The following is a 22202-nucleotide window of genomic DNA, read 5'->3' as shown; positions in this document are numbered from 1 at the left end:
TCACAGGCCGGTGATGGACCAGTCGATGGTTTCCGGCGCCACCAGCGGGGTGCCGACCTCGAGTTGCAGGTTCTCGCGCGACCCCAGGGGCGCGTTGCGCGGGTTGCCCGTGAACACGCGGCCGTTCACGATCACCGTCACCTTCCCGTGCGCCGGGCCGACCTGGTCCGGTCCAAGGGGCTGGCCCCACTCGTCGAAGAAGTTGCCGAGGGTGAAGGTCCGCTTCACCGGCGACTCGATGTGGACGATCCCGTCCGCGGCGTGGGTGTGCAGCCAGTAGAAGCAGTTGCCCGACTCGACGAACGGGCCGGACTGGGACTGCGTCGATACCGCGCCGGGGATGCCGATCCCGGCGGGGATCTGGCGCGCCTGCCCGTTGACGAAGATCGTCAGGTGCGTGTGGATGTGGAACAGCGTCTGCTCGCTGGTATTGCAGCTCACGCCGTCGATCGCCTGCCCGGCGGTCGCCGCGGACGTCGCCGCGAGGACGGGCGCGGACGGGATCGGCACCTGCTCCGGCCCGAGTGCTCCGGCGGCGGGGGTCGACTGGAGCGTGCCGAGCGTCGAAAGCGGCAGCGTGGACCCGGTGGACCCGATGGAGCCAGTGGAGCCAGTGGCTCCGGTGGTGGGGGTGCTCGACCCGGAGCCCGACAGGGCGAGTGCGATCCCGGTGCCTGCCCCGGCGAGCACCACGGCCACGCCGCCCCAGATGCCAATGCGCAGCCGCCTTTTGCGCCGCGCCTGCGCCCGCCTGGCCTGCTCCAGCGCCTGCCGCCTGGTCTCACGGGAATTGCGTGCAGAGGGCACGGCGTCCTCCGATCTACGTATCAACTACGTACTATTTACGTACGGAGATAGTAGCAACTACCATGGCCATGCACGCAAGGGCGAGCCCCGGGGGCGGCGGAATGCGCGGCACGCGGGGCGGCTGAGGCGAATGGGAAGGCGAACGGAGGCGGCCGGTGCGGGGTTTCGGCGACCTGGAGGCGGTCATCATGGACCAGGTGTGGGCGCATGAGGCGCCCGTCACCGTCCGCGACCTGTTCGAGAAGCTGCGCGAGGACCGCAACATCGCCTACACCACGGTGATGTCGACCATGGACAACCTGCACCGCAAGGGCTGGCTGGCCAGGGAGCGCGACGGCAAGGCCTACCGCTACACGGCGGTCAGCAGCCGCGAGGAGTACAGCGCCCGCCTCATGCGCGAAGCCATGGACGGGGCGGCCGACACCGAGGCGGTGCTCAGCCACTTCGTCGCCCAGATGGACGGGGCCGAGTCCGCCGCGCTGCGCGCCGTCCTCGACAAGCTCGCCGGGCGCACGTCATGATCGGCGCCCTGGCCCTGCTCGGCTACGCCGCCTGCGCCGCGTGGTGCGCGCCGGCGCTGCTCGTGCCGCTGTGCGGCCGCGGCCTGTCCGTGCGGGTCGGCCTCGCCACGTGGCTGATCGCGATGGCCAGCGTCCTCGCGGCCGCAGCCCTCGCACTCGAATCATCCCTCACAACGGCTGCGGCTGACTGGCCACGCCTCACCCAGACCCTGTGCCGTTCCATCGCCGGCGAGGCGTGCACCACCGCGGTCTACGAGAGTGTCTTCTACCAGGCAGGCGTGGCCGCCCTGGCGATCGCGCTCACCGCGGGAGGCGCGGTGGCGGCCTGGCGCTACGGCCGCCGGGTCAAGCGGTCGCGACGGCAGACAAGGGCGCACGCCGAGGCCGCCCGCATCGTCGGCCGCGACCTGGCACAGGACATCGCCGCCGCAGCCGAGCACGGCACCGCGACTCAGCCTGGCACCGCGACTCAGCCTGGCACCGCGACCCGGGCTGGCACCGTCGTCCTCGACGACCCGCGCCCCGCCGCCTACTGTGTGGCGGGCCGCCCGGCCGCCATCGTGATCACCAGCGGCGCGCTCGCGCTTCTCGAGCCGCCGCAGCTGCGCGCGGTCCTCGCCCACGAGCGCGCCCACCTGGCCCACGGTCACGCATTGCTGGCCACCGTGACCCGGGGTCTAGCCGCCGCGTTCCCCGGCGTACCGCTCTTCGCCACGGGCCGCGCCGAAGTCGAGCGGCTCACCGAGATGTCCGCCGACGACACCGCCGCCCGCAGCGCGGGCCGCCCAGCCCTGGCGGCCGCCCTGCTGGCCATCGCCACCGGGGCCAGGTACCCGGGGACGAGCCAGCCCGACAGCCCGCCAGGCAACGGACCAGAAACCGCGTCCGGTCAGCCGAACCCGCACGCCCCGGCGGCCGGCCGCGGCGCTACCCAGGCAATCCCGCTCGGCGGCCTCGCCGCCGCGGCGTATGCCGTCCCCGCCCGCGTCGAGCGGATGCTCCGCCCGCCCCGCCCGGCCGCCGCCCTCGCCGTCGCCGCCGCTCTGACAGCGTTGTCCGCCCTCCTTGCCCTCACTCCCGCCGCCCTGGCCCTCCTGATCGGATAACAGCAACAAGCGCGCAGCGCACGACCGCGGCACGGGCATCCGGCCCCACCGCCGCATGATGATGGATAGTTCTCCACATCCGAGGGTGCAGAACTATCCACCATCTTTCCGCGCCATGCGCCCACCTCGGATAACAGCAACAAGCGCGTAAGCGCAACTGCTCGCCGGGCGCAACAAACGCAACAAATCAACAAGCGCGACGGGAGCGACGGGAGCGACGGGGGCCCGGCTGGAAACCTACGGGCGGGGGAATGCGACCGGGGAGGCCTGCTTGACGGTGCGGATGATCGGCGCCGTCTCCACGCGCTCCACGCCTGGCAGCGCGCCGACCTTGGCGGTCAGGAACTCATACAGCGCCTCTTCGTCGCGGCAGACAACGCAGGCGGCGAGGTTCGCCGGGCCGGTCGTGGCTGTCGCGTAGGCCACCTCGGAGTACTTCGCCAGGGCGGTGCCGACCTCGGCCAGGTGCGATGGCGGCACCGACAGCCATAGCCACGCCGAGGTGCGGAAGCCGAACGTCACCATGTCGGCCTCCAGGTCGAAGTTGAGCACCCCTGCGTCGCGCAGCTGGTCCATCCGCCGCCGCACGGTGGTCTCCGACCAGCCGGTGGCGGCGGCGAGGTCGGCGTACGGGGTTCGGCCGTCCACGGCGAGCGCCGCGAACAGCGCGGCGTCGAGCTCGCCCTCCTCGGCCGGAAGGGCGGGAGCGGCGGGAGCGGCGGCGGCCTGCTGCCCGGACGCGGCCGCCGCGGACAAGCGTGCCGGATGACGGCGCAGCGGCTCGACCCGCTCCTGCGGAAGCACGTCGAAGAAGCCGAGCGCGTCGGGCCCGCCGGTGAACATGTGCAGCCGGGAGTGCGCGGTCACCGCGACAATCCGTCCCGACCGGGGCAGGCGGGCGAGCAGTGACTGCGTCGTGTCGGCGCCAATGCCGGTGCCGCGCAGCGCGCACAGCACCTCGGTATCACCGGAAAGCAGACGGTCGGGTCAGTCGCGGACCGCATCGGCCGCAGGAAGATGTACCTGGCGGGCCTGGGGCTGTTCGCCATTGCCTCGCTCACCTGCGGTCTCGCGCCGAACGTCAGCCTGCTGATCGCGGCGCGCGGCGTGCAGGGCCTGGGCGCCGCCGCGATGTTCGCGACCACGATGGCGCTGGTCAGCTCGTCGTACCAGGGACGGGACCGCGGCATCGCGTTCGGCACCTGGGGCGCGGTCAGCGGCGCCGCGTCCGCCGCGGGCCCGCTCGCGGGCGGCCTGCTGACGACGCACTTCGGCTGGCGCTGGATCTTCCTCGTCAACCTGCCCGTCAGTGTCTTCGCCATCGTGCTGACTCTCACGGTCGTGACCGAATCGAAGGACCCGCAGCCGCGCCGCGTCGACCTGCCAGGCATGCTTACCTTCACCGTCGCCGCCGCGGCGCTCACCTACGCGCTGATCCGCGGCGCGTGGGCCAGCGGCGAGACGCTCGTCCTGATCGCCGTCGCGGTGGTCGCGGCGGCCGCGTTCATCGCGGTCGAGCGGCGCAGCGAGAAGCCGATGCTCGACCTGTCGCTGCTGCACGACCCGCCATTCGCCTCGCTGCTCGCGGTGGGCGGGCTGCTGTCGGCGTCCGCCTGGGCGGCCTTCGCCTACCAGTCGCTGTGGCTGCAGTCGGTGCTCGGGCTCAGCCCGATGAAGGCCGGGCTGGTGGCGCTGCCGTGCAGCGCCACCGCGTTCCTCGCCGCGGTGCTCGTCGGGCGCGTCATGCACCGCACGTCGGCCCGCATCCTCATCGGGGTCGGCATGCTCGTCATCACGGTCGGCGTGCTCGGCCAGGCCGTGCTCACCACCGGCTCGAGCTGGTGGGTGGTCCTGCCCGGCCTCGCGGTGGTGGGCGTCGGCGCGGGCCTGGCGATGCCGCCGCTGTCCTCGTCGGCGATGGCCGCCGTGCCGTGGCAGCGCGCGGGGATGGCGGGCGGTGCGCTCAGCACCTTCCGCCAGCTCGGTTTCGCCTTCGGCATCGCGATACTCGGCGAGGTGTTCCGCGGCGGGCTGAGCAGGACGGCGGGCAGCGGGCTTTCCGCCGCGCTCAGCGGCGGCCAGGCCCAGGCGGTGCTCGGCCGGACGCCGGCCCTCACCCCGGTGGTGCACCACGCGTTCGCCAGCGCCCTCGACCTCACCTACCTCGTCGCGGCCGGCCTCGGCCTGCTCGGCGGCGTCCTCGCGCTGGTCTTCGTCCGCCCGGCGGCCGCGAGCCCGGCACCGCAGGCCGCCGCGCGGAACGCGGCGTCCGAGCCCGCCCCGGCCTCCGTCGAGGCGTAGCTTCCCGCAATTCACTGACAAAGTCATCCCGAACGGGTGCGGCGTACTCCAGCCGCACCCGTTCTCCTCTCTTGCGGTGCGGCCCGTTCCCGTGCTGCCCGCCGGGAGGCAGGCCGAAGGCGTCGTGCCTGCCGCCCGCGATGCTGACCAGTTCCGCGTGCGGTGCGGCGGCGTACCGCTGGCGGGCGGCCGCGAGCGGGCTGACCGGGTTGGCGGCGCCGTGCAGGCCGAGCACTGGCACCGGGACGGCCTTCAGGTCGGCCCGCTCGGTCCAGCCGGCGGGTACCGGCTCGTACAGGGCCCCGCGGCGCAGGATGTCGCCGGCCAGCCTGCCGCGATGCGTCGGGCAGGCCGTCCTCGCCTCAAGCTCGCCGTCCCAGGAGCCGTCCTCGCCCGCGGTCTCGCCCGCCCCGCCGTCGGGTGCCATTGCCCCGGTGCCGCCTGCCGCTGGACCGCCGTCAAGGGCATCCGCCGGCAGACCGGCGGGCACCGACGCCTCCGCGGGCAGGCCGGCGAGTACCAGGGCGGCGGCCTCGGGCAGCCGGCCGGATGCGATAAGGGCGACGGCGAACAGCGCTCCGGTGTCAGATCCGGCGAGCACTACCGGCGCGGGCCCGGTGGCCAGGGCCTCCCCGACCTGCTTCTCGGCCAGATCAGGGTCGTCGACCGGGTTGGCGACCGCGCGCACCCGGTAGGCGTCGGCGGCGAGCCGGCGGCCGAACCGCTCGTACACCCCGGGCAGTTCGCCGCGGCCGGGAACGACGATGACCGTGCCGCGCGGGTTGAGGCCCTCGGGCTCGTCCCAGCGGGCGATGGCGGTGTGCTGACCTGGCTGGCTCATCCGGCAATCCTCATCGCTGCGTGGCGTATTTCCTCCTATGTCGATAAAAATAGTAGGTAATTAAGGCCGGTTCGTCCACCGCGCCCCAGGAGTCCCGGTACGGACCTCGTGCGGCCACTGACAGCCCCGCCGCCTGAGCCTGTCCTGTTAGGCTGCGTGACTGTTGACGGGTGGCTCGGCCGTAATCATAATCGGTTTCAGATTTTCTCGATGCCTGGCGACTGGCCACCCCTGGAAGCTGGCATTACGCCATGATGTCTGGTCTGAATTGGTTTCAGATGCAGGCTAGGTTCACGGGCAAGGGAGAGACCTGCCATGGGTCCGCTGTCGGGATGCCGTGTCGTTGAGCTCGCCGGGATCGGTCCCGGGCCGTTCGCCGGGATGATCCTGGCGGACCTGGGCGCGGAGGTGGTGCGCGTCGACCGCCCGGCGGCCGAGGACGGCCCGCCGCATCGGGCCGGGGTGGACGTGCTCGGCCGCGGCAAGAAGTCGGTGGCGCTCGACCTCAAGCGCCCGGAGGCGGTGGCGGCGGTCCTCGACCTGGTGGCCGGGGCCGACGCGCTGATCGAGGGCTTCCGCCCCGGGGTTACCGAGCGGCTCGGCCTCGGGCCCGCGCAGTGCCTCGCGCGCAACCCGCGCCTCGTCTACGGGCGGATGACCGGGTGGGGCCAGGACGGCCCGCTCGCCGGCCAGGCCGGGCATGACATCGCCTACATCGCGGTGACCGGCGCGCTGCACGCGATCGGCGAGGCGGGCGGCCCGCCGCAGATCCCGATCAACCTGCTCGGCGACTTCGGCGGCGGCGGCACGTACCTGATCATCGGGGTGCTCGCCGCCCTGTGGGCGGTGCGCGGGGGCGCCCCAGGCCAGGTGGTGGACGCGGCGATCGTCGACGGCACCGCGCACCTGCTCGCGATGACGCACGGGATGCTCGCCTCGGGCGTCTGGGCGGACGAGCGCGGCGTCAACATGCTCGACGGCGGCGCGCCGTTCTACTCCGTCTACGCCACGGCCGACGGCAGGCACATGGCGGTCGGCGCGCTCGAGGCCAAGTTCTACGCCGAGTTCATCGCCAGGCTCGGCCTCGACGAGGACCCGGCACGCCAGCACGACCGGAGCGGCTGGGACGCGCTGCGTGGCCGGATCGCCGCGGCGTTCGCCGCCAGGACGCAAGCCGAGTGGACGGAGGTCTTCTCCTCCTCCGACGCCTGCGTCGCGCCGGTGCTCGGGCTGCGCGAGGCGGCGCGGCACCCGCACCTGGCGGCCCGCGGCACCCTCGTCGACTCCGGCGGTGTGCTGCAGCCCGCCCCGGCTCCCCGGTTCTCCGCGACACCGCCGGGCCCCGTCGCGGCGGCACCCGCGCGCGGTCAGGACGACCCTGCCGAGATCGCGGCCCGCTGGCGCCGGGAGGCGGCAGGAGAGCACGTCCCGGCGACTGGTGACCCTGCGTGGCGGCCAGAGGACCGCCCTGGCCCGCTCGGCTAGATTAGCTCCGTGACGCAGGAGAACCTGCCGGCCGTTCCTGAGACGCCGGTGCAGCAGGCCCGGTACGACCGGGTGATCGCTGCCGCGACGCAGATCCTGTCCGCCGGCGGACAGGAAGCCGTGCAGATGAAGGACCTGGCACAGCGCGCCGGGGTGTCGCTCGCGACGCTCTACCGCTACTTCCCCTCCAAGGAGTACCTGCTGCTCGCGGTGTTGCTGTCCCGGTACCAGGCGGCCTGGCTCCTGGTGTCCGCGGAGGAACCGGCGGGGGACACCGTCCGTGATCGGGTTGCCGCTCACTTCAAGCGCGAGTTCCGCGCACAGCAGCGCAACCAGCGGCTCACCGCGGCGCTGGCCGCCGCGCTGACCGGCGGCGGGCGCAGCTACAGCTCGATCATCGAGGCGGTCGAGCACACCCACTGGCAGGTCATCAGGCACGTGGCGGCGGGCGGCGGCACGCTCAGCGAGCAGCAGGAGAAGCTGCTGCTCGTAGTGCGCGACATCGCGAGCGCGGCGACCCGGCGCTGGCTGGCGGGGACCTACTCCGCCGCCGACGCGGAAGCGGTCATCGAAATCGGCTGCCAACTGCTCGAGCTCCCCGACGCGGTGATCGACGAGGAGCTGGCGCGGGTGGCGCCGGACGTGACCTACACGCCAGCAGGCTAAAGCTCAGCCGGCGGCGAGCAGCGCGGCAAGCCGGTCGAGCTGCTCGTCCGGCCCGCCGAACAGGGCATGCTGCGACATGGCGTTCTTCTGGTACAGGTGCGCGTCGTGCTCCCAGGTGAAGCCGATGCCGCCGTGCAGCTGGACGGTCGCCACCGCGGCGTCGACGTAGCTGGCGGACACCGCGATCCTGGCGACCGCCGCGGCGCGCGAGAAGTCCGCGGGCCGCTCGTCGGCGGCGCGGGCAGCGTCCCGCAGCGCCGCGTGCGCCAGCTCCCAGGTGGTGTGCAGCTCCGCGAGGCGGTGCTTGACCCCCTGGAACGCGCCGATCGGCCGGCCGAAGGCGGCCCGGATCTTGGCGTACTCGGTGGTCATCGCCACGCAGGCGGCCATGCCGCCGACCTGCTCGGACGCGATCGCGAGGTTCGCCAGGTCCGCCGCGAAGCCGAGCGCCGCGGCCGCGTCGCCGTCCAGCCTGGTGCCCGCCGCGCCGTTCAGCCGGACCCGGGCGAGGGCGCGGCTGTGGTCGAGCGCGGGCAGCGGCGTGACCTCGAGCCCGGGCGTGCCCGCCGCGACCTCGAAAAGCTCGGTGCGCCCTCCGGTGTCAGCGGGGATGAGCAGCACGTCGGCCTGTGCCCCGTTCAGCACCTGCGAGATCTCGCCGGACAGCGCGCCGCCGTCGGCGCGCGCCGTCCCCGCGCCGCCCGCGGCCAGTGTCGCGATCAGCTCGCCGCCGGCGATGCCAGGCAGCAGCCTGCCCTCGGCCGCCTCGTTGCCGAGGTGCATCAGGGCGCCCGTCGCCAGCGTGCCGGCGAGCAGCGGCGACGCCACCAGCCCGGCGCCGAGCTCGGTCAGCGCCACGGAAAGCACCGAGTAGCCGGCCTCGGCGCCGCCGTGCTCCGCCGGAATGATCAGGCCGGTAAGCCCGAGCTCCGACATCTGCTTCCACGCGTCGGCGTCGAACGGCTGGCCCGAGCTCATCAGCTCGCGTAGCTTCGGCAGCGGGCTGCGTTCCGTGACGAAGCGCCGCACCGACTGCCTGAACTGCTCTTCGTCTTCGTTAAGTATCAGCGCCATCGCCGGTCCTCAATTCTTCCGCAGGGTGCCCACGCGGAGCTGGTTGAACGGCGTGGAGCGGTCGACGCCCGGGTCCTTGGGCAGGCCGAGCACTCGCTCGCCGATGATGTTGCGCTGGATCTCGTTGGTGCCGCCGGCGACGGACGAGCCTGGGGCGCTGAGCGCGGCGTTGAGCACCTCCCTGACCTCTTCGCTGTCGGATGCGGCGACCGCCGGGCCGAGCACCTCCGCGGCGACCAGGGACGCGAAGGTGCCGAGCTCCGCGCCGGCCAGCTTGGCCACCGAGCCGCGCGGGCCGGGGTCGCGCCCGGCCATCGCCTCTTCGCGCAGCAGCTGGCCGAAGAGGCGCACGGACCGCTCGCGCACGTACAGCTCCGCGAGCTTCCTGCGCAGCCCGGGATCGGCGCTGTCGCCCTGCTTGGCCGCGAGTGAGCTCAGCGCGTGGTACGACAGCGGGCTGGTCCGCGGCGCCCCCATGGTGCCGATGTTCACCCGCTCGTTGCGCAGCATGACGACGGCCGCCCGCCAGCCGTCATTGACCTCACCGATCACCGAGCCTGCGGGCAGCCGCACCTGGTCGAAGTAGACCTCGTTGAACGGGGTCGCGCCGGTGGCGACCTTCAGCGGCCGCACGGTCACCCCGGGGGAGTGCATGTCGACGATGAACATCGTGATGCCGTTGTGCTTGGGCACCGTCGGGTCGGTCCGCGCGATGACCGCGCCGTAGTGGCTGTACTGGGCGCCGGACGTCCACACCTTCTGACCGTTGAGCACCCAGCCGTCGCCGTCAGGCACCGCGCTTGTGGTCAGCGACGCGACGTCAGAACCGGCGGCAGGCTCGGAGAACAGCTGGCACCAGATCTCCTCGCCGCGCAGCATCTTCGGCAGGTACCGCTTCTTCTGCTCCTCGGTGCCAAGCTCAAGGATCGTCGGCCCTGGCATGCCGAGCCCGATGAAGAACACGCCGACCGGGAGCGCGTAGTCGCGCGCCACCTGGCCGAACGCGATCTGCTCGGCGTCGGTCAGGCCCTGGCCGCCATATTCCTTCGGCCAGCTGATACCGGCGAACCCGGCGTCGTAGAGTTTCGCCTGGAACGCCTGCTGCGCTGCAATGTCGGCGCGTCCCGCTTCGCTTCCCTCGTCGCCGCTGCCCCGCCGCGGGGCGTTGGCCTCGAGCCAGGCTCGGGCCCGGTTCCGGAAATCGGTCACTGATTGCTCGCTCATGCCGGTCCATCCCCTGCAAAACCGCAGTTCAGTCTGGTCTTTGAGAGTTTCCTAAGAACTGAAATCGGTTATGATTATCTCGGATTGAGCGAATCACACCCCCGATGTTGGTGTCAACACGGTGCGGGTGTCAACAGAACGCGGGTGTCTACAGGCCCGTCGGCAGAGAGGACTGATCGGCGGATGCGGGTGACCGGGACGCTGCAGCAGGAGGCCTGGGCGCGGAAGGAGATCCCGCCGGTGGAACGAGTCGTTCCCGGCGTGTGGTCGGTGCCCGTGCCGATACCGGACAACCCGCTGCGCTACGTGCTGAGCTACCTGATCGAGCACTCCGCGGGATTCGTTCTCGTCGACCCCGGCTGGGATGCGCCGGCGAGCTGGCAGGCGCTGACCGACGGCTTGGACGCGTGCGGCGTCCCGCTGAGCGCGGTCACCGCCGTGCTCGTCACGCACGTCCATCCGGACCACCACGGCCTGTCCGGCGCTGTACGGGAGGCGTCCGGCGCGTGGATCGGCATGCACGAAGGCGAAGACGCGCTGCTCGCGAGGTTCTCCCGGCCAGACATGGCCGGCTCGATGGCCGGGTACCTGCGCTGGTGCGGTGCCCCCGATGAGCACGTCGGGCAGATGACGGACGGGGGACGGCGCACCGCCAACGCGGCCATGGCCCGCGGCGCGATAGTCAGGGCCGACCGGCTGATCGGGCACGGCGAGCTGATCGACGTGCCCGGGCTGCGGCTGCGCGCGGTGTGGACGCCTGGCCACTCGCCCGGGCACTTGTGCTTTCACGACGAGACCCACGGGCTGCTGCTCACCGGCGACCACGTGCTGCCGCGCATCACGCCCAACATCTCCGCCTGGGATCAGGAGTCCGAGCCGCTCGCCGCGTACCTGGACTCCCTGGAGAAGCTGCGGCCGCTGGCGCCGGATGAGGTACTGCCCGCGCACGAGTACCGGTTCGCCGGTCTCGACGACCGGCTTGACACGCTGCGGGAGCATCACCTGGAGCGGCTGAAGGAGGCGGCAGACATCGTCGGCTCGGGACCTGCGCGGCACACCGCCTGGCAGGTGGCCAGGCAGGTGACCTGGTCGCGCCCGTGGAGCGCGCTGTCACCGTTCCAGCATCAGGCGGCGCTCGGCGAGGTGGTCGCCCACCTGCGCCACCTGCGGTCGCTGCGGGCCGTGAGCTGCGCCGCGGTCGGCGGGGTCGGGCTGTGGCACCCGGCAGGGACCGCCCAGCTGGCCTGACAGATGTGGCCTAACCGTGCATTTCGATAAGAACAAGTTCTGCTTATTGAAAAGAGGGACCGCACATGGGTGTCATCGACGAACGGGTAGCGATCATCACCGGCGGAGCGCGCGGCATCGGCGCCTCCATCAGCAGGCTGTTCGCCGCGGAGGGCGCGAAGCTGGTCATCAACGACCTCGGCGGCAACCCCGACGGCTCGGGCGGCGACGAGGGGCCGGCCAAGCAGATCGCCGACGAGATCGTCGCGGCCGGCGGCACCGCCGTCTCCGACGGCGGCGACATCGGCAACGTCGCGACCGGCGAGCGGCTCGTGCAGACCGCCGTGGAGCGGTACGGCAGGCTGGACATCGTAGTCAACGTGGCCGGCATCCTGCGCGACCGGATGATCTTCAACCTGGCCGAGCAGGACTGGGACGAGGTGATCCGGGTGCACCTGAAGGGTCACTACTCCACCGTTCGTCCGGCCTCCGCTTACTGGCGCGAACAGCGCAACCAGCAGGGCCATTACCGTGTCATCAACTTCACCTCCGTCTCCGGCCTGGACGGTTCGCCCGGCCAGCCGAACTACGCGGCGGCCAAGATGGGCATCGTCGGCCTCACCTACTCCCTTGCCCAGGGCCTGGCCCGCTACGGCGTCACCGCCAACGCGATCGCACCGGGCGCGGCGACCAGGCTCACCGCCACCATCCCGGCCGACAAGCGGGTGCGCGACGAGCGGCCGTCGGACGAGGATCTGCGGATGTCGCCGGACAACATCGCGCCCGTCGCGCTGTACCTGGCGAGCGAGCGGTCGGACTGGCTGACCGGCCGGGTCATCTCCGCCGCGGGCTTCGATGTGGGCCTGTACGAGAACCCGCAGATCATTAGGCAGCTCAGCGCGCCGGCGCCGTGGGAGTACGACCGGCTCGCCGCGGCGATGGAGTCGAGCTTCCGCCCGGCCGCCGACGGGCTGCCGCGCAGCCTCTTCTCCAGTCAGCTCGGCACCAACTGACGACAGTGCGCCAGCCAGCGACTCCGGCGACCCCCTCCACCCAGGCGCAGCATGACCGCTATCAGCGGATGCTGCAGATGGGCACGGCGATGCTGGCCAACGGTGGTGAGGACGCGCTGCAGATGAAGGAGCTCGCGGAGCGCGCGGTGGTCTCGCTCGCCACGCTCTACCGCTATTTCCCGTCCAAGGACCACCTGCTGCTCGCGATAACGCGGAGCCGATACGAGAGCGCGCTGCGGCGGGTGGCCGGCGAGCAGCCGCGCGGCGACACGGTGCGGGAGCGGGTCACCGGCCACCTGCTGCGCGAGTTCCGCGCCGAGCAGCGCGACCAGCGGCTCACCGCCGCGCTCGTCCGGGTGGCCACCGACACCAGGCCCGAGTACCAGCCGGTCATCGCGGACATCCAGCAGCTGCACCTGCGGGTGCTTGAGCACGTCGCGACCGCCGGCGGCCCTGTCGACGCCGGGCTGCGCCGCCGGCTCCTCATCGTGCTCGACGTCTTCGGTGCCGCCACCGGCCGCTGGCTGGCCGGGGTGTCCTCGGCCGCGGAGGCGCGGTTCGAGATCCGGGTGGGCTGCTACCTGCTCGGCGATATCGGCAAGGAGGAGGCCGCCTGATGAAGGTCGACACGATCTTGTCCGCCGCCGAATGGGCGGCACTGCCCGACGAGGCGCGGCGCCTCGAGGAGGCGGGCTACGACGCGGTGTGGACCGCCGAGGTCAGCCACGACCCGTTCCTGCCGCTCGGCGTGGTAGCCGCGGCGACGACGCGCATCGGCTTGGGCACGTCCATCGCCGTCGCCTTCGCCCGCAGCCCGATGACCACCGCGTACACCGCCAACGACCTGCAGGCGGTGTCCCAGGGCCGGTTCATACTCGGGCTCGGCAGCCAGATCAAGGCGCACATCACCCGCCGGTTCTCCATGCCCTGGGGCAGGCCGGCGCCGCAGATGCGCGAGTACATACTCGCGCTGCGCGCGATCTGGGCCTCGTGGAACGAGGGCCGGCCGCTCGACGTGCAGGGCGAGTACTACAAGCACACGCTGATGACGGCCATGTTCCGGCCGGAGTCGAACCCGTACGGCCCGCCGAAGGTGTACCTGGCCGCGGTCGGCACCGCGATGACCAAGGTCGCCGGGGAGGTCGCCGACGGCCTGGTCGTCCACGGGTTCACCACCGAGCGCTACCTGCGCGAGGTGACGCTGCCCGCGCTCGCCGAGGGCGCGGAACGCGCCGGGCGGTCGCGTGACGACATAGAGGTCACCTGCCCCGGCTTCGTGGTACTCGAGGACGACGGCGACGTCGCGCCGCGGATCACCGCGGTGCGCCGCCAGATCGCGTTCTACGGCAGCACCCCGGCCTACCGGCCGGTGCTGGCGCTGCACGGCTGGGGCGAGCTGGCCGACCGGCTGCACACCCTGTCCGTCAGCAAGGACGAGGGCCGCTGGGCCGCGATGGGCGAGCTCATCGACGACGAGGTGCTGCACGCGTTCGCCGTGATCGGCACGTCGCGCGACGCCGGGGCGGAGCTGAAGCGCCGCTACGGCGACATCGTGGACCGGGTCACCGTGCCCAGGTCGGGCGGCATACCGCCGGAGCAGCTGCGCGGCCTGCTTGCCGGGCTCGGCTGAATTGGCGGAACGGCGGCGGGGCCACATGGATGTGTCTGGCTGGGGTACCGCATCACACAAAGAACATGGATGTTGAAGTCGCGAGGCGCCGCAGCGCGGGAGCGGCAGGAGGCGATCATGAGCACATTCGATTCGGGAGTCGCCAAGGACCCAGCCGTGAGCTTGTTCGAGTCGGAAATCGGCGAGACCGCTAGACGGCTTGCCAGTCCTCGGTTCGAGGGCGTTACACGGTTGTACTCAGCGCGTCAGGTTGTAGAGCAGCAGGGCACTATCCCCGCCGACTACACCGTGGCAAGAGTGGCGGCCGAGCAGTTCTACGATCGGCTTCGTCAGCTTTTCGCCGAGCGCAAGCAGATCACCACTTTCGGTCCCTACTCGCCGAGTCAGGCCGTGACCCTGAAGCGGATGGGCATCGAGGGTATTTACCTGGGGGGCTGGGCCACATCGGCCAAGGGGTCCGTCACCGAGGACCCTGGTCCCGACCTGGCCAGCTACCCGCTGTCGCAGGTGCCTGAGGAGGCCGCGCCGATAGTACGCGCCCTGCTCACGGCGGACCGTAACCAACGCTTCGCCCGCTCGCGGCTGAGCGAAGCGGAACGTGCCGCCGCCCACGAGGTCGACTACCGTCCGTTCATCATCGCCGACGCCGATACGGGACACGGCGGCGACGCTCATGTCCGGAACCTGGTCCGCCGGTTCGTCGAGGCGGGTATCCCCGGGTACCACATCGAGGACCAGAAACCCGGCACCAAGAAGTGCGGGCACCAGGGCGGGAAGGTGCTCGTCGGCGTGGACGAGCAGATCAAACGGCTGAACGCCGCCCGCTTCCAGCTCGACGTTATGTGGGTGCCGGGCATCATTGTGGCCAGGACCGACGCCGAGGCGGCCACTTTCCTGGAGGGGCGCGGTGATGAGCGCGACCATCCGTTCATTCTGGGTGCCACCAACGCTGACCTGCCGGCCTACAAGGTCGGCTACCTCGCCTTGGTCCGGAAGCTCCACGAGCTGGGGGTCGGCGACGCGCGCGGTCACCTGCTGTACAGGATCTCCGACGCCGAGTACGACGAGGGTAGCGCCTGGCTTGCCCAGATGGGGCTGCTACTCGAGCTCGAAGAGATGGCCAGGGCGTTCCAGCGAGCCGGCGGGTCGTCGGCGGAGGAACTGCTGGACAGGGCCGAGACGCTATACCTCGATGCCTGGCTGTCCGAGGTCGGCCTCAAGAGCTATCCCGAGGCGGTCGCGGACGTGATCGAGTTTCGCGCCGGTGAGGGTCAGTCCTTCGACATGACCGCCGGTGAGTGGCTGGCTTTCGCGAACCGCACGTCCTTCCACGCCGCCCGGTGCAAGGCCAGGTCCATGGGCATCGACATGTTCTGGGACTGCGAGGCCGCCAAGACTCCCGAAGGCTACTACCAGGTGCAGGGCGGAATCGAGTACGCGATCGCCAGGTCCCTGGCGGTCGCCCCGTTCGCCGACATCCTCTGGATGGAAACCAAGACCGCGGACCTGGCGGACGCCCGGCGCTTCGCCGAGGCCATCCACGCCGAGTTCCCCGCCAAGATGCTCGCGTACAACCTGTCCCCGTCGTTCAACTGGGACACGACCGGGATGAGCGAGGAGGAAATGAGGCGATTCCCTGAAGAGCTCGGCAAGCTTGGGTTCGTCTTCAACTTCATCACCTACGGCGGGCACCAGATCGACGGCCTGGCTGCGGAGGAGTTCGCCGCTGCGCTTAAGCAGGACGGCATGCTCTCCCTGGCCCGGCTGCAGCGGAAGTTCCGCCTGGTCGAATCGCCCTACCGGACGCCCCAGACGCTCGTGGGCGGGCCACGGGTGGATGCGGCGCTCATGGCCTCTTCGGGCGGCACGGCGGCCACCAAGGCGATGGGGAAGGGCTCGACGCAGCACCAGCACCTGGTCCAGACCGAGGTGCCGGTCAAGCTGCTCGAGGGATGGCTCGCGATGTGGGCCAAGCACTACCAGATCCCGTATTCGCTGACTGCCGGGCTGCGGCCGCACACGGCGGGGTCGGAGTTGCTCGAGCTCACCCTCTCCACGGCAGGCGGGGAAAAGGTCGCCAACATCGTCTTCGACGTGATCGCGGATCGCCGGGGGCGCAGCATCCTGTCGGTCCGGGACCAGAACACCTTCGACAGCGATTTGCGCAAGAAGCGCCTGATGACGCTGAACCACCTGTTCCTGATCCACCGGTACAAGATCTGGTCGGTCCACTACGTCAGTCCGACCGACGACAACCGCTACCAGGCCCAGAAGATGAAGACGCACGGCCTCTTCAGCGACGTCCACGACGAGGTTGGCGATGTCATCGTCGCCGATGTCAGCGCGGACGGTGTCAAGGCCCTGCTCGCCCCCGATCATGAGCGCCTGAACGCCCTGATCCAGCGGATGTACCCATACTCTCCCGTCGACATCGCCGATTCCTGACAGCTCCGGCGTCCGGCATCTTGGCCTGCGATTTCCTGCGCGTGGACGGAGGCAGCGGTCAGGGTGCGAGGTCGCCGGGCGGGCGGCGGGCGGTGCTGGCGGTGCTGGCGGCCCGGCCGAGTTGCAGCAGCATCTGGGGGTTGCCCGGCAGCGTCAGCCTTTCCCGGATGAGGGCCCGCGTGACCGCGTCTTCGAGCGGCTGGGTGTACAGGCTTGCGAACACCCACGTGCTGGCTGCGTGCAGCAGCAGCCGCTGCAGCGCCTGGCCGGCGCGCAGCCAGTCGGCCCGGCGGTCGCCGGGTGTTAGCAGGACCGCGGTCGCGACCGGGGGCACCTCGTCCTCGTCTGCCCGAGTAGGCGGCCTGGCCAGGTCGCGTCCCAAGTCGAAGTCGCGCTGCCGCAGTTGCCCGTGCGGGAGCCGGCCTGGCGCCCTGGCAGCGAGCGATGTCGCGGGCACGCCGTCCCTGGCCGTGCTTGACGGATCCCTGGTCCACTTCCGGACTTCCGCACGTGTCTGCGGATCGCGGTCGCCGCGGCGGGCGGCGTCGCCGACGATGAGGGCGAGCCGCTCATAGGGCAGGCCGTCGCCGATGAGTGCCAACTCGGCTCCCTCGGCCAGCGCGTCGTGCTGCAGGCCTGGCAGCAGCCCGGCCGGCAACGTCCCGCTCGCGAACGGTCCTCGGTGGGTGTGCCGATGCGGCACGGCGGCCAGCATCTGCCGTTCCCGCACGTTCATTGGCTCTGCGGTGCCGATCGCCACTCGGGCGAGCAGCCTCAGCTGTGCCGGGTCGGGCAGCAGCTCAACTGCCGTCTGGTAGCCGAGCGAGCGTACCGCCAGCCGCAGCCCGAATAGCGCCGCGCCGCAGCTAATCATCATCTCCCGGCCGATCGGGTCGGTTCGCAGCTTGCGCTGGGGATCGGACCATAGCTCGACCGCATCCTCGGTCACCCGGAATTGCCACGGCTGGCTGTTGTGCACTGATGGAGCGCGTGCGGCCGTGGCGATCAGGTACGAGGCATTCCTGGCGAGAAAGCGCGCCTGCCCGGCCGCGCTCCGCGCCGCAGTGTCCGCTCGCTCGTTCATCCTGCGATGATCCGCCGGGGCCGGGTCAGGGGGACAGGGCCGTTAGCCGGCAAGCGGGGTGATCAAGGTCCTAACCCGAACCAGGCGCAGCCCCAGTCAGCGCAGACGTCAGCCCGCGTGGCAGTGGCCCGGCGGGGCAGGCACGTTCAGCGTCGGGTTGCGGTCGAAGAAGCCCGTCGGCCTGAGCATGAACCCGGTCCTCGCGACCGGCATCACCGGCCAGTCCTCGGTCCGCACCACGTGCGTCGGGCCGAACGTGTGCCACACCACGATGTCCTGGCCGTCGATGTCCCTGTCGGCCGCGGCGTAGGCGGGCAGCCCGCCGCCGGGGCTCTGGTTCACGAAGTCGCCCGCCGGGTACCGCTGCGCCGGGTCGTAGCGGGTCACCCACAGCGCGCGGGTGGCGAAGCCCGCCCGCGCCGCGAGCGGCGAGTCCGGATGCGCGAGCAGCGCCGGATGCGGCTGCGGGCACAGCGTGAACGCGGTCGGCCTGCCGAACCGGTTCGTCCGCTCGGTGCTGACCACCCGCCACACCCGGCCGCGTGACGCGTCACCCGGCCGCGCCGCCGAAGCCTCCGACGTCAGCCGGGTCACCGTCTGCGCGATCGCGTTGCCGAACGGGTTGTCGGGACCGACCGGCAGCCCGTGCACGTCGACCTCCTCGACGGCGTTGGCCTGCCCGTCCACGGACATGTCGAGCCGGGCGCTGAACAGGTGCTGGTGTACCGGCGCGCCGAGCCCGGGCGCCACCTCGGTCGAGTACGGGTACTCGCCGCCCGGATGTCCGGCAGTGAACACGACCCCGGTCATCTTGACCTCGCACTCGATCGTGCCGTCGAGGTAGAAGTACCAGTAGAAGCCGTAGTCGTAGTTGCCGACCGTGGTGAAGAACGACACCACGAGCCGGCGCTGGCGCCGCGACTGCGCCGAGCCGTTGAAGATGTCGGTGTGCTTCCAGAGGATGCCGAAGTCCTCCTCGTGGATGCAGATCGCGTTGCGCACCTCGCGCGGCTCGCCGGTCTCCCCGCAGATGACCGCGTCCAGGTAAGTGATCTCGCCCAGGCAGTCGCAGCCGAGCTCAAGCGAGTTCACCCACTTGCCGACCAGGTACTCCCCGGTGTCGAAGTAGGCCTGCCAGTAGCGGAACCGCGGGTCGCCGTAGGGCACCACCATCTCCGGCACGGAAGCGCGGTAGATCACCGGCCGCCCGGCCAGCTCGATCTGGTGCAGGGTGAGCCCCTCGCGCGCGTCGAAGCCCACCCGCAGCGACCAGTCCTGCCAGCGCAGCAGGCCGCCGTCCACGGTGAAGCTCGGCCCCTCCGGCTGGGTGATCTCGACCGGCCGCAGGCCGGCGCGCTCCGGCCCGCGCACCGCCGGGTCGTCGTAGTCGCCCGACTCCCGCGGCACCGGCAGCACGAACTCGTCGGTTACCCGCAGCACCTTCTTCTCGATCAGGTCGACGTGCGCGGTCACGCCGTCGACCGGGTGCGCCCACGCCAGGTCGTGCTCGCCCTCCTGCAGGAAGGCAAGCACCCGCACCATCCGCCGCGCGTCATCCTCGGCAGGCGCGCGATAGGCGCCCGCCGTGATCGGGCAGATCCGGATCTTGCTCATGTCGGTAAGACCGCGCCTGGCCATGGCCGCCTGCCACTGCGGGTCGGCGGCCACGATCTCCTCGACCAGGTGGAACTCGGAATCGACGATCGGCAGTTGTCCCTCCGCCGCGGTGTCGATAACCCGGGCGCTGACCACGCTGCCCTGGGTGAGCGACACCACGACATCGGCGGATTCGCCGGTCTTCAGGTTGAGCAGGAACGCGCGCAGCCGCCGGTCGGCCGCCCCCGGTTGGGATGCACCGGCGAGGACCTCCTCCTTCGACGGCTCCTCGAGCCCGTAGTAGGCGAACCGGACCGGGTCCGCGAGCAGCCCGGCGGCCACCATGATCCTCCGCCCGGCGAGGTACTCGCCGGCCGTCGCCGGGTCAAGCGGGTGCGGATGGCCGGTCATCGGCTGCCTCCTGTTTTCTGTGTACCGAACGGGTTGTGGTGCTAACTGACCGGTACCCGCTACTCGTCAGCGACGATCGAGCCGACCCGCTCGCCGAGCCCCGGGTCACGCCGGCTCAGGAAGTAGGCGTAGGCGACGGACACGATGACGACGCCGAGCGCCGCGTAGGGGAACCAGTCGTACGGCGACGGCTGGCCGGGCTTGACCAGGTAGTACACGGGGACGCCGATGGCGATCATGCCGAGCACCGGCAGCACCGCGTGCTTGACGACGTTGAACTCCTGCGGCCGGTACCTGCGGTAGTAGAACGGCAGCGCCAGGTTAGACAGGAAGTACACCACGAGCACCAGGATCGTGCCCATCGTGGAGGACTCCACGAAGAAGTTCAGCGCGCTCATCGAGCCGCTGTCGCCGCCGATGAGGTGCAGCAGCGCCCAGACAGCGATGATTGCGGTGGCGATGGTGACGAACGCGATGATCGCGTTGACCGGCGTGCGCCGCACCGGGTGGACCTGGCCAAGCCAGCGGGGCAGCAGCCCCTCGCGGCCGGCGTTGAAGATCAGCCGGGCCTGGGAGTTCACCGCCGAGATCAGCACACCGAGTGTGGAGGTGATGCCCGCGATCCAGGCGAAGAGGGACAGCCACGCGGCGATGTTGTGCGACACGTTGATGAACGGGATGGCGGCGCCGCTGAGCGCGGTGACGTTGTACTTGAAATCGGTGGCGGTGGCGTAGGCGTAGAGCACGTAGCCGGTCACCATCAGCGCGATGGACAGGAACACCGCCCGCGGCACGTTACGCCGGGGGTTGCCGGTTTCCTCGGCCAGCGCGGCGGAGTTCTCCCAGCCGATGAACAGGTAGACGGCGAGCGGGAATCCGGCCGCGAGGCCGGTGAAGCCGTTGGTGATGTGGCTGGGCTCGAACGGCACCGCGGACAGGTGCCCGCCGTTCTTGATGATCGCGGCCACCGACACCACGATCAGCACCAGCATCTCGAAGCCGAAGAACAGCCCGGCCAGCTTGGTAGACACGGCCACGCCGCGGAACATCATGTACATCGCGCCCGCGGTGAAGATCACCGAGAAGATGACCCAGGGGACGTTCCAGTTGAAGTAGTACTGCAGCACCATCGAGATGTAGCCGCCGCAGATGGCGAGCACCGAGGAGATCGCGACGATGTACCCGGCGCCGCACAGCAGCGCCGTGGTCACCGCACTGGTGCCGCCGAACGTCTTGCCCACGTAGGAGATGAACCCGCCGGTGGACGGGTGCGCCCGGGAGAACTCCGACAGCGTGTTGCCGAGCAGCGCGATCGCGATGCCGGCCACGATGATGGTCAGCGGCGCGGCGACTCCCGCGGTGAGGAACAGGAAGCCGGCTCCGAAGTAGAAGCTGTACGCCGGGCCGATGTTCGCCATCGTCGAGGCGGAGATGTCGACCAGCCTGAGCGCGCCCCGGTTCAGCCGGTCCGGCGCTTCAGGTGCCTTGGTTTCCGAAAACGGTACTGCCGCCTCGCTCATCGCGACCCTCCGGGGAGTTGCCACTCCCGGCACGCTCGTCATCTTTGGCAAGCGCTTTCCGGTTTTCCGTGAAAATATCGAATCTCCCAGCCGGCGCGCAAGACTCAACGGGGCGGACGGGGTCTTGTGCTGTCCCGCAGCACCACCTCGCCGGGCACCGGCACCACCCGCGGCCTGGTCGGCGCGTCGTGGCTGAGCACCAGCCGGGCGGCGATCTCGCCGAGCCGCTTGAGCGGCAGCCGCACGGTGGTGAGCGGCGGGTACACGTCGCGCAGCGTCGGGATGTCGTCGAAGCCCGCCAGGGCGATGGCGCCGGGCACGTCGATGCCCGCGGCCCGCAGCCTGGCAAGCGCGCCGACCGCCATGATGTCGCTGACCGCGAACACGCAGTCGGGCAGGGGTTCGCCCGCCGCGAGTATCTCGCTCATGGCGGCGTAGCCGCCGTCGCGCGACAGCTCGCCGTGCACCACCCTGGCCGCCTCGAGCGGCACCGACCAGGCGCTGAGCCCGTCCAGGAAACCGCGGGCCCGGTCCTGGACAGTCAGCAGCGAGCGCGGTCCCGCGAGCACCGCGAACCGCCGGTGCCCGAGCGCCGCGAGGGCCCTGGCCAGGGCTTCGGCGCCGGACCGGTTGTCCGGCAGCACCGTGTCCACGCCGAGCAGGTCCTGCCCGATGCAGGCCGCCCGGCCGCCCGCCCTGGTGAACGCCTCGAGTTCGGCGCGCAGCGCCGACCTGGCCGCGGTGTTGTCGGACCTGCTGCCGACAAGGACGACGGCCCGTGCCCGCTGCGCGCGCATCAGCGCGACGTACTCGCGCTCGGCGTCCTCGTTGGCCGCCGTGCTCGTCATGCACAGCAGCAGCCGCCCGCCGCCGATGAGCTCGCCGTCGGCGACCTCGATGAGCCCGGCGGCGATCTCGGAGAAGTAGGGGTCGGAGATGTCGCGCAGTGCCACGCCTACCATCGTGCTCTGGCCGGTCGCCACCGCCCTCGCCTGGAGGTTGGCGGTGTAGCCGAGATCGGCGACCGCCTTGTTCACCCGGTCTTCGAGGGCCTTGCCGACCTTGCGCGACCCATCGCGCACAGCACGGGCGTTCACCACCCGGGACGCGGTGGTCAGCGACACCCCGGCCCGGTCGGCGACATCCTGCAGCGTCACCCGTTGCTGCCCATCGGGACGTACGTCCGGCACTGGACCTCCTCGCCACCCGCCTTCGGCCGCCCGTCTGCCTGCTTGACCGGCCGTGCCGCCA

18 protein-coding genes and 1 pseudogene are annotated in these 22202 nt (G+C 71.1%); 10 read left to right on the top strand and 9 right to left on the bottom strand.

The features are described from left to right. Nucleotides 1–807, bottom strand: coding sequence for a hypothetical protein (locus EAS64_RS14440; protein WP_145853391.1), 807 nt, complete (start codon nt 805–807; stop codon nt 1–3). 155 nt (nt 808–962) lie between these two features. Here EAS64_RS14440 and EAS64_RS14435 point away from each other — a divergent pair, with 155 nt between their 5' ends. Together EAS64_RS14435 and EAS64_RS14430 are read left to right on the top strand one after the other, a co-directional pair. After that, complete coding sequence (locus EAS64_RS14435; protein ID WP_222849298.1) at nt 963–1328, top strand: BlaI/MecI/CopY family transcriptional regulator; 366 nt, start codon at nt 963–965, stop codon at nt 1326–1328. Then, complete coding sequence (locus tag EAS64_RS14430) at nt 1325–2434, top strand: M56 family metallopeptidase (protein ID WP_145853390.1); 1110 nt, start codon at nt 1325–1327, stop codon at nt 2432–2434. The genes EAS64_RS14435 and EAS64_RS14430 overlap by 4 nt, the downstream gene beginning before the upstream one ends. A gap of 237 nt (nt 2435–2671) precedes the next feature. On the opposite strand, the gene EAS64_RS14425 is transcribed toward EAS64_RS14430, so the two are convergent. Then, on the bottom strand, nt 2672–3391 hold the full coding sequence (locus tag EAS64_RS14425) for an Lrp/AsnC family transcriptional regulator (RefSeq protein WP_145853389.1): 720 nt from the start codon (nt 3389–3391) through the stop codon (nt 2672–2674). Between EAS64_RS14425 and EAS64_RS14420 the strand changes: the two are divergent. Further along, nucleotides 3344–4420, top strand: a pseudogene (locus EAS64_RS14420) (MFS transporter); the annotation flags it as partial. The gene EAS64_RS14425 and the pseudogene EAS64_RS14420 overlap by 48 nt on opposite strands. Before the next feature lie 169 nt (nt 4421–4589). Here the strand turns inward: EAS64_RS14420 and EAS64_RS46720 are convergent. Next, on the bottom strand, nt 4590–5576 hold the full coding sequence (locus EAS64_RS46720) for a hypothetical protein (protein WP_281283252.1): 987 nt from the start codon (nt 5574–5576) through the stop codon (nt 4590–4592). 315 nt (nt 5577–5891) lie between these two features. On the opposite strand from EAS64_RS46720, the gene EAS64_RS14415 reads away from it, so the two are divergent. Beyond that, entirely contained in the window at nt 5892–7061 is a 1170-nt protein-coding gene (locus EAS64_RS14415; RefSeq protein WP_145853387.1) for a CaiB/BaiF CoA transferase family protein, read from the top strand. Between the two features lie 9 nt (nt 7062–7070). Further along, on the top strand, nt 7071–7727 hold the full coding sequence (locus EAS64_RS14410) for a TetR/AcrR family transcriptional regulator (protein ID WP_187365913.1): 657 nt from the start codon (nt 7071–7073) through the stop codon (nt 7725–7727). A 3-nt stretch (nt 7728–7730) separates the two neighbouring features. Here the strand turns inward: EAS64_RS14410 and EAS64_RS14405 are convergent, their stop codons facing one another. Both EAS64_RS14405 and EAS64_RS14400 read right to left on the bottom strand, forming a co-directional pair. Then, entirely contained in the window at nt 7731–8801 is a 1071-nt protein-coding gene (locus tag EAS64_RS14405; protein WP_145853385.1) for an acyl-CoA dehydrogenase family protein, read from the bottom strand. A gap of 9 nt (nt 8802–8810) precedes the next feature. Further along, entirely contained in the window at nt 8811–10025 is a 1215-nt protein-coding gene (locus EAS64_RS14400; protein ID WP_145853384.1) for an acyl-CoA dehydrogenase family protein, read from the bottom strand. 183 nt (nt 10026–10208) lie between these two features. Here EAS64_RS14400 and EAS64_RS14395 point away from each other — a divergent pair, with 183 nt between their 5' ends. From EAS64_RS14395 to aceA, 5 genes are all read left to right on the top strand, one after another. Continuing rightward, complete coding sequence (locus EAS64_RS14395) at nt 10209–11273, top strand: MBL fold metallo-hydrolase (RefSeq protein ID WP_145853383.1); 1065 nt, start codon at nt 10209–10211, stop codon at nt 11271–11273. A gap of 65 nt (nt 11274–11338) precedes the next feature. After that, nucleotides 11339–12265, top strand: a complete 927-nt coding sequence (locus tag EAS64_RS14390) for an SDR family NAD(P)-dependent oxidoreductase (RefSeq protein WP_145853382.1) — start codon at nt 11339–11341, stop codon at nt 12263–12265. A 5-nt stretch (nt 12266–12270) separates the two neighbouring features. Beyond that, nucleotides 12271–12882 carry a TetR/AcrR family transcriptional regulator gene (locus EAS64_RS14385; RefSeq protein WP_145853381.1) on the top strand — a complete coding sequence of 204 codons (612 nt, stop codon included), beginning with the start codon at nt 12271–12273 and terminating at the stop codon, nt 12880–12882. Beyond that, a complete protein-coding gene (locus EAS64_RS14380; RefSeq protein ID WP_145853380.1) occupies nt 12882–13895 on the top strand; it encodes a TIGR03617 family F420-dependent LLM class oxidoreductase in 1014 nt (337 codons plus the stop codon). The genes EAS64_RS14385 and EAS64_RS14380 overlap by 1 nt, the downstream gene beginning before the upstream one ends. A 117-nt stretch (nt 13896–14012) precedes the next feature. Beyond that, nucleotides 14013–16340 carry an isocitrate lyase ICL2 gene (aceA, locus tag EAS64_RS46715; RefSeq protein WP_145853379.1) on the top strand — a complete coding sequence of 776 codons (2328 nt, stop codon included), beginning with the start codon at nt 14013–14015 and terminating at the stop codon, nt 16338–16340. A gap of 58 nt (nt 16341–16398) precedes the next feature. Here the strand turns inward: aceA and EAS64_RS14370 are convergent, their stop codons facing one another. From EAS64_RS14370 to EAS64_RS14355, 4 genes are all read right to left on the bottom strand, one after another. Continuing rightward, on the bottom strand, nt 16399–17424 hold the full coding sequence (locus tag EAS64_RS14370) for an Acg family FMN-binding oxidoreductase (protein ID WP_145853378.1): 1026 nt from the start codon (nt 17422–17424) through the stop codon (nt 16399–16401). Between the two features lie 108 nt (nt 17425–17532). Then, the gene (locus EAS64_RS14365; protein WP_145853377.1) at nt 17533–19431 is read right to left on the bottom strand and encodes a primary-amine oxidase; all 1899 of its coding nucleotides are present in this window, start codon (nt 19429–19431) and stop codon (nt 17533–17535) included. A 59-nt stretch (nt 19432–19490) separates the two neighbouring features. Next, nucleotides 19491–20951: an APC family permease gene (locus EAS64_RS14360; RefSeq protein ID WP_145853376.1), complete on the bottom strand. Its 1461-nt coding sequence runs from the start codon at nt 20949–20951 to the stop codon at nt 19491–19493. A gap of 104 nt (nt 20952–21055) precedes the next feature. Continuing rightward, the gene (locus tag EAS64_RS14355; protein ID WP_246115670.1) at nt 21056–22141 is read right to left on the bottom strand and encodes a LacI family DNA-binding transcriptional regulator; all 1086 of its coding nucleotides are present in this window, start codon (nt 22139–22141) and stop codon (nt 21056–21058) included. Nucleotides 22142–22202: the final 61 nt, after the last annotated feature.

Source organism: Trebonia kvetii (assembly GCF_007827045.1).
Lineage (GTDB): Bacteria > Actinomycetota > Actinomycetes > Streptosporangiales > Streptosporangiaceae > Trebonia > Trebonia kvetii.
Note: the sequence above shows the minus strand (reverse complement) of the source record. Positions and strands in the feature narration are given on the sequence as shown.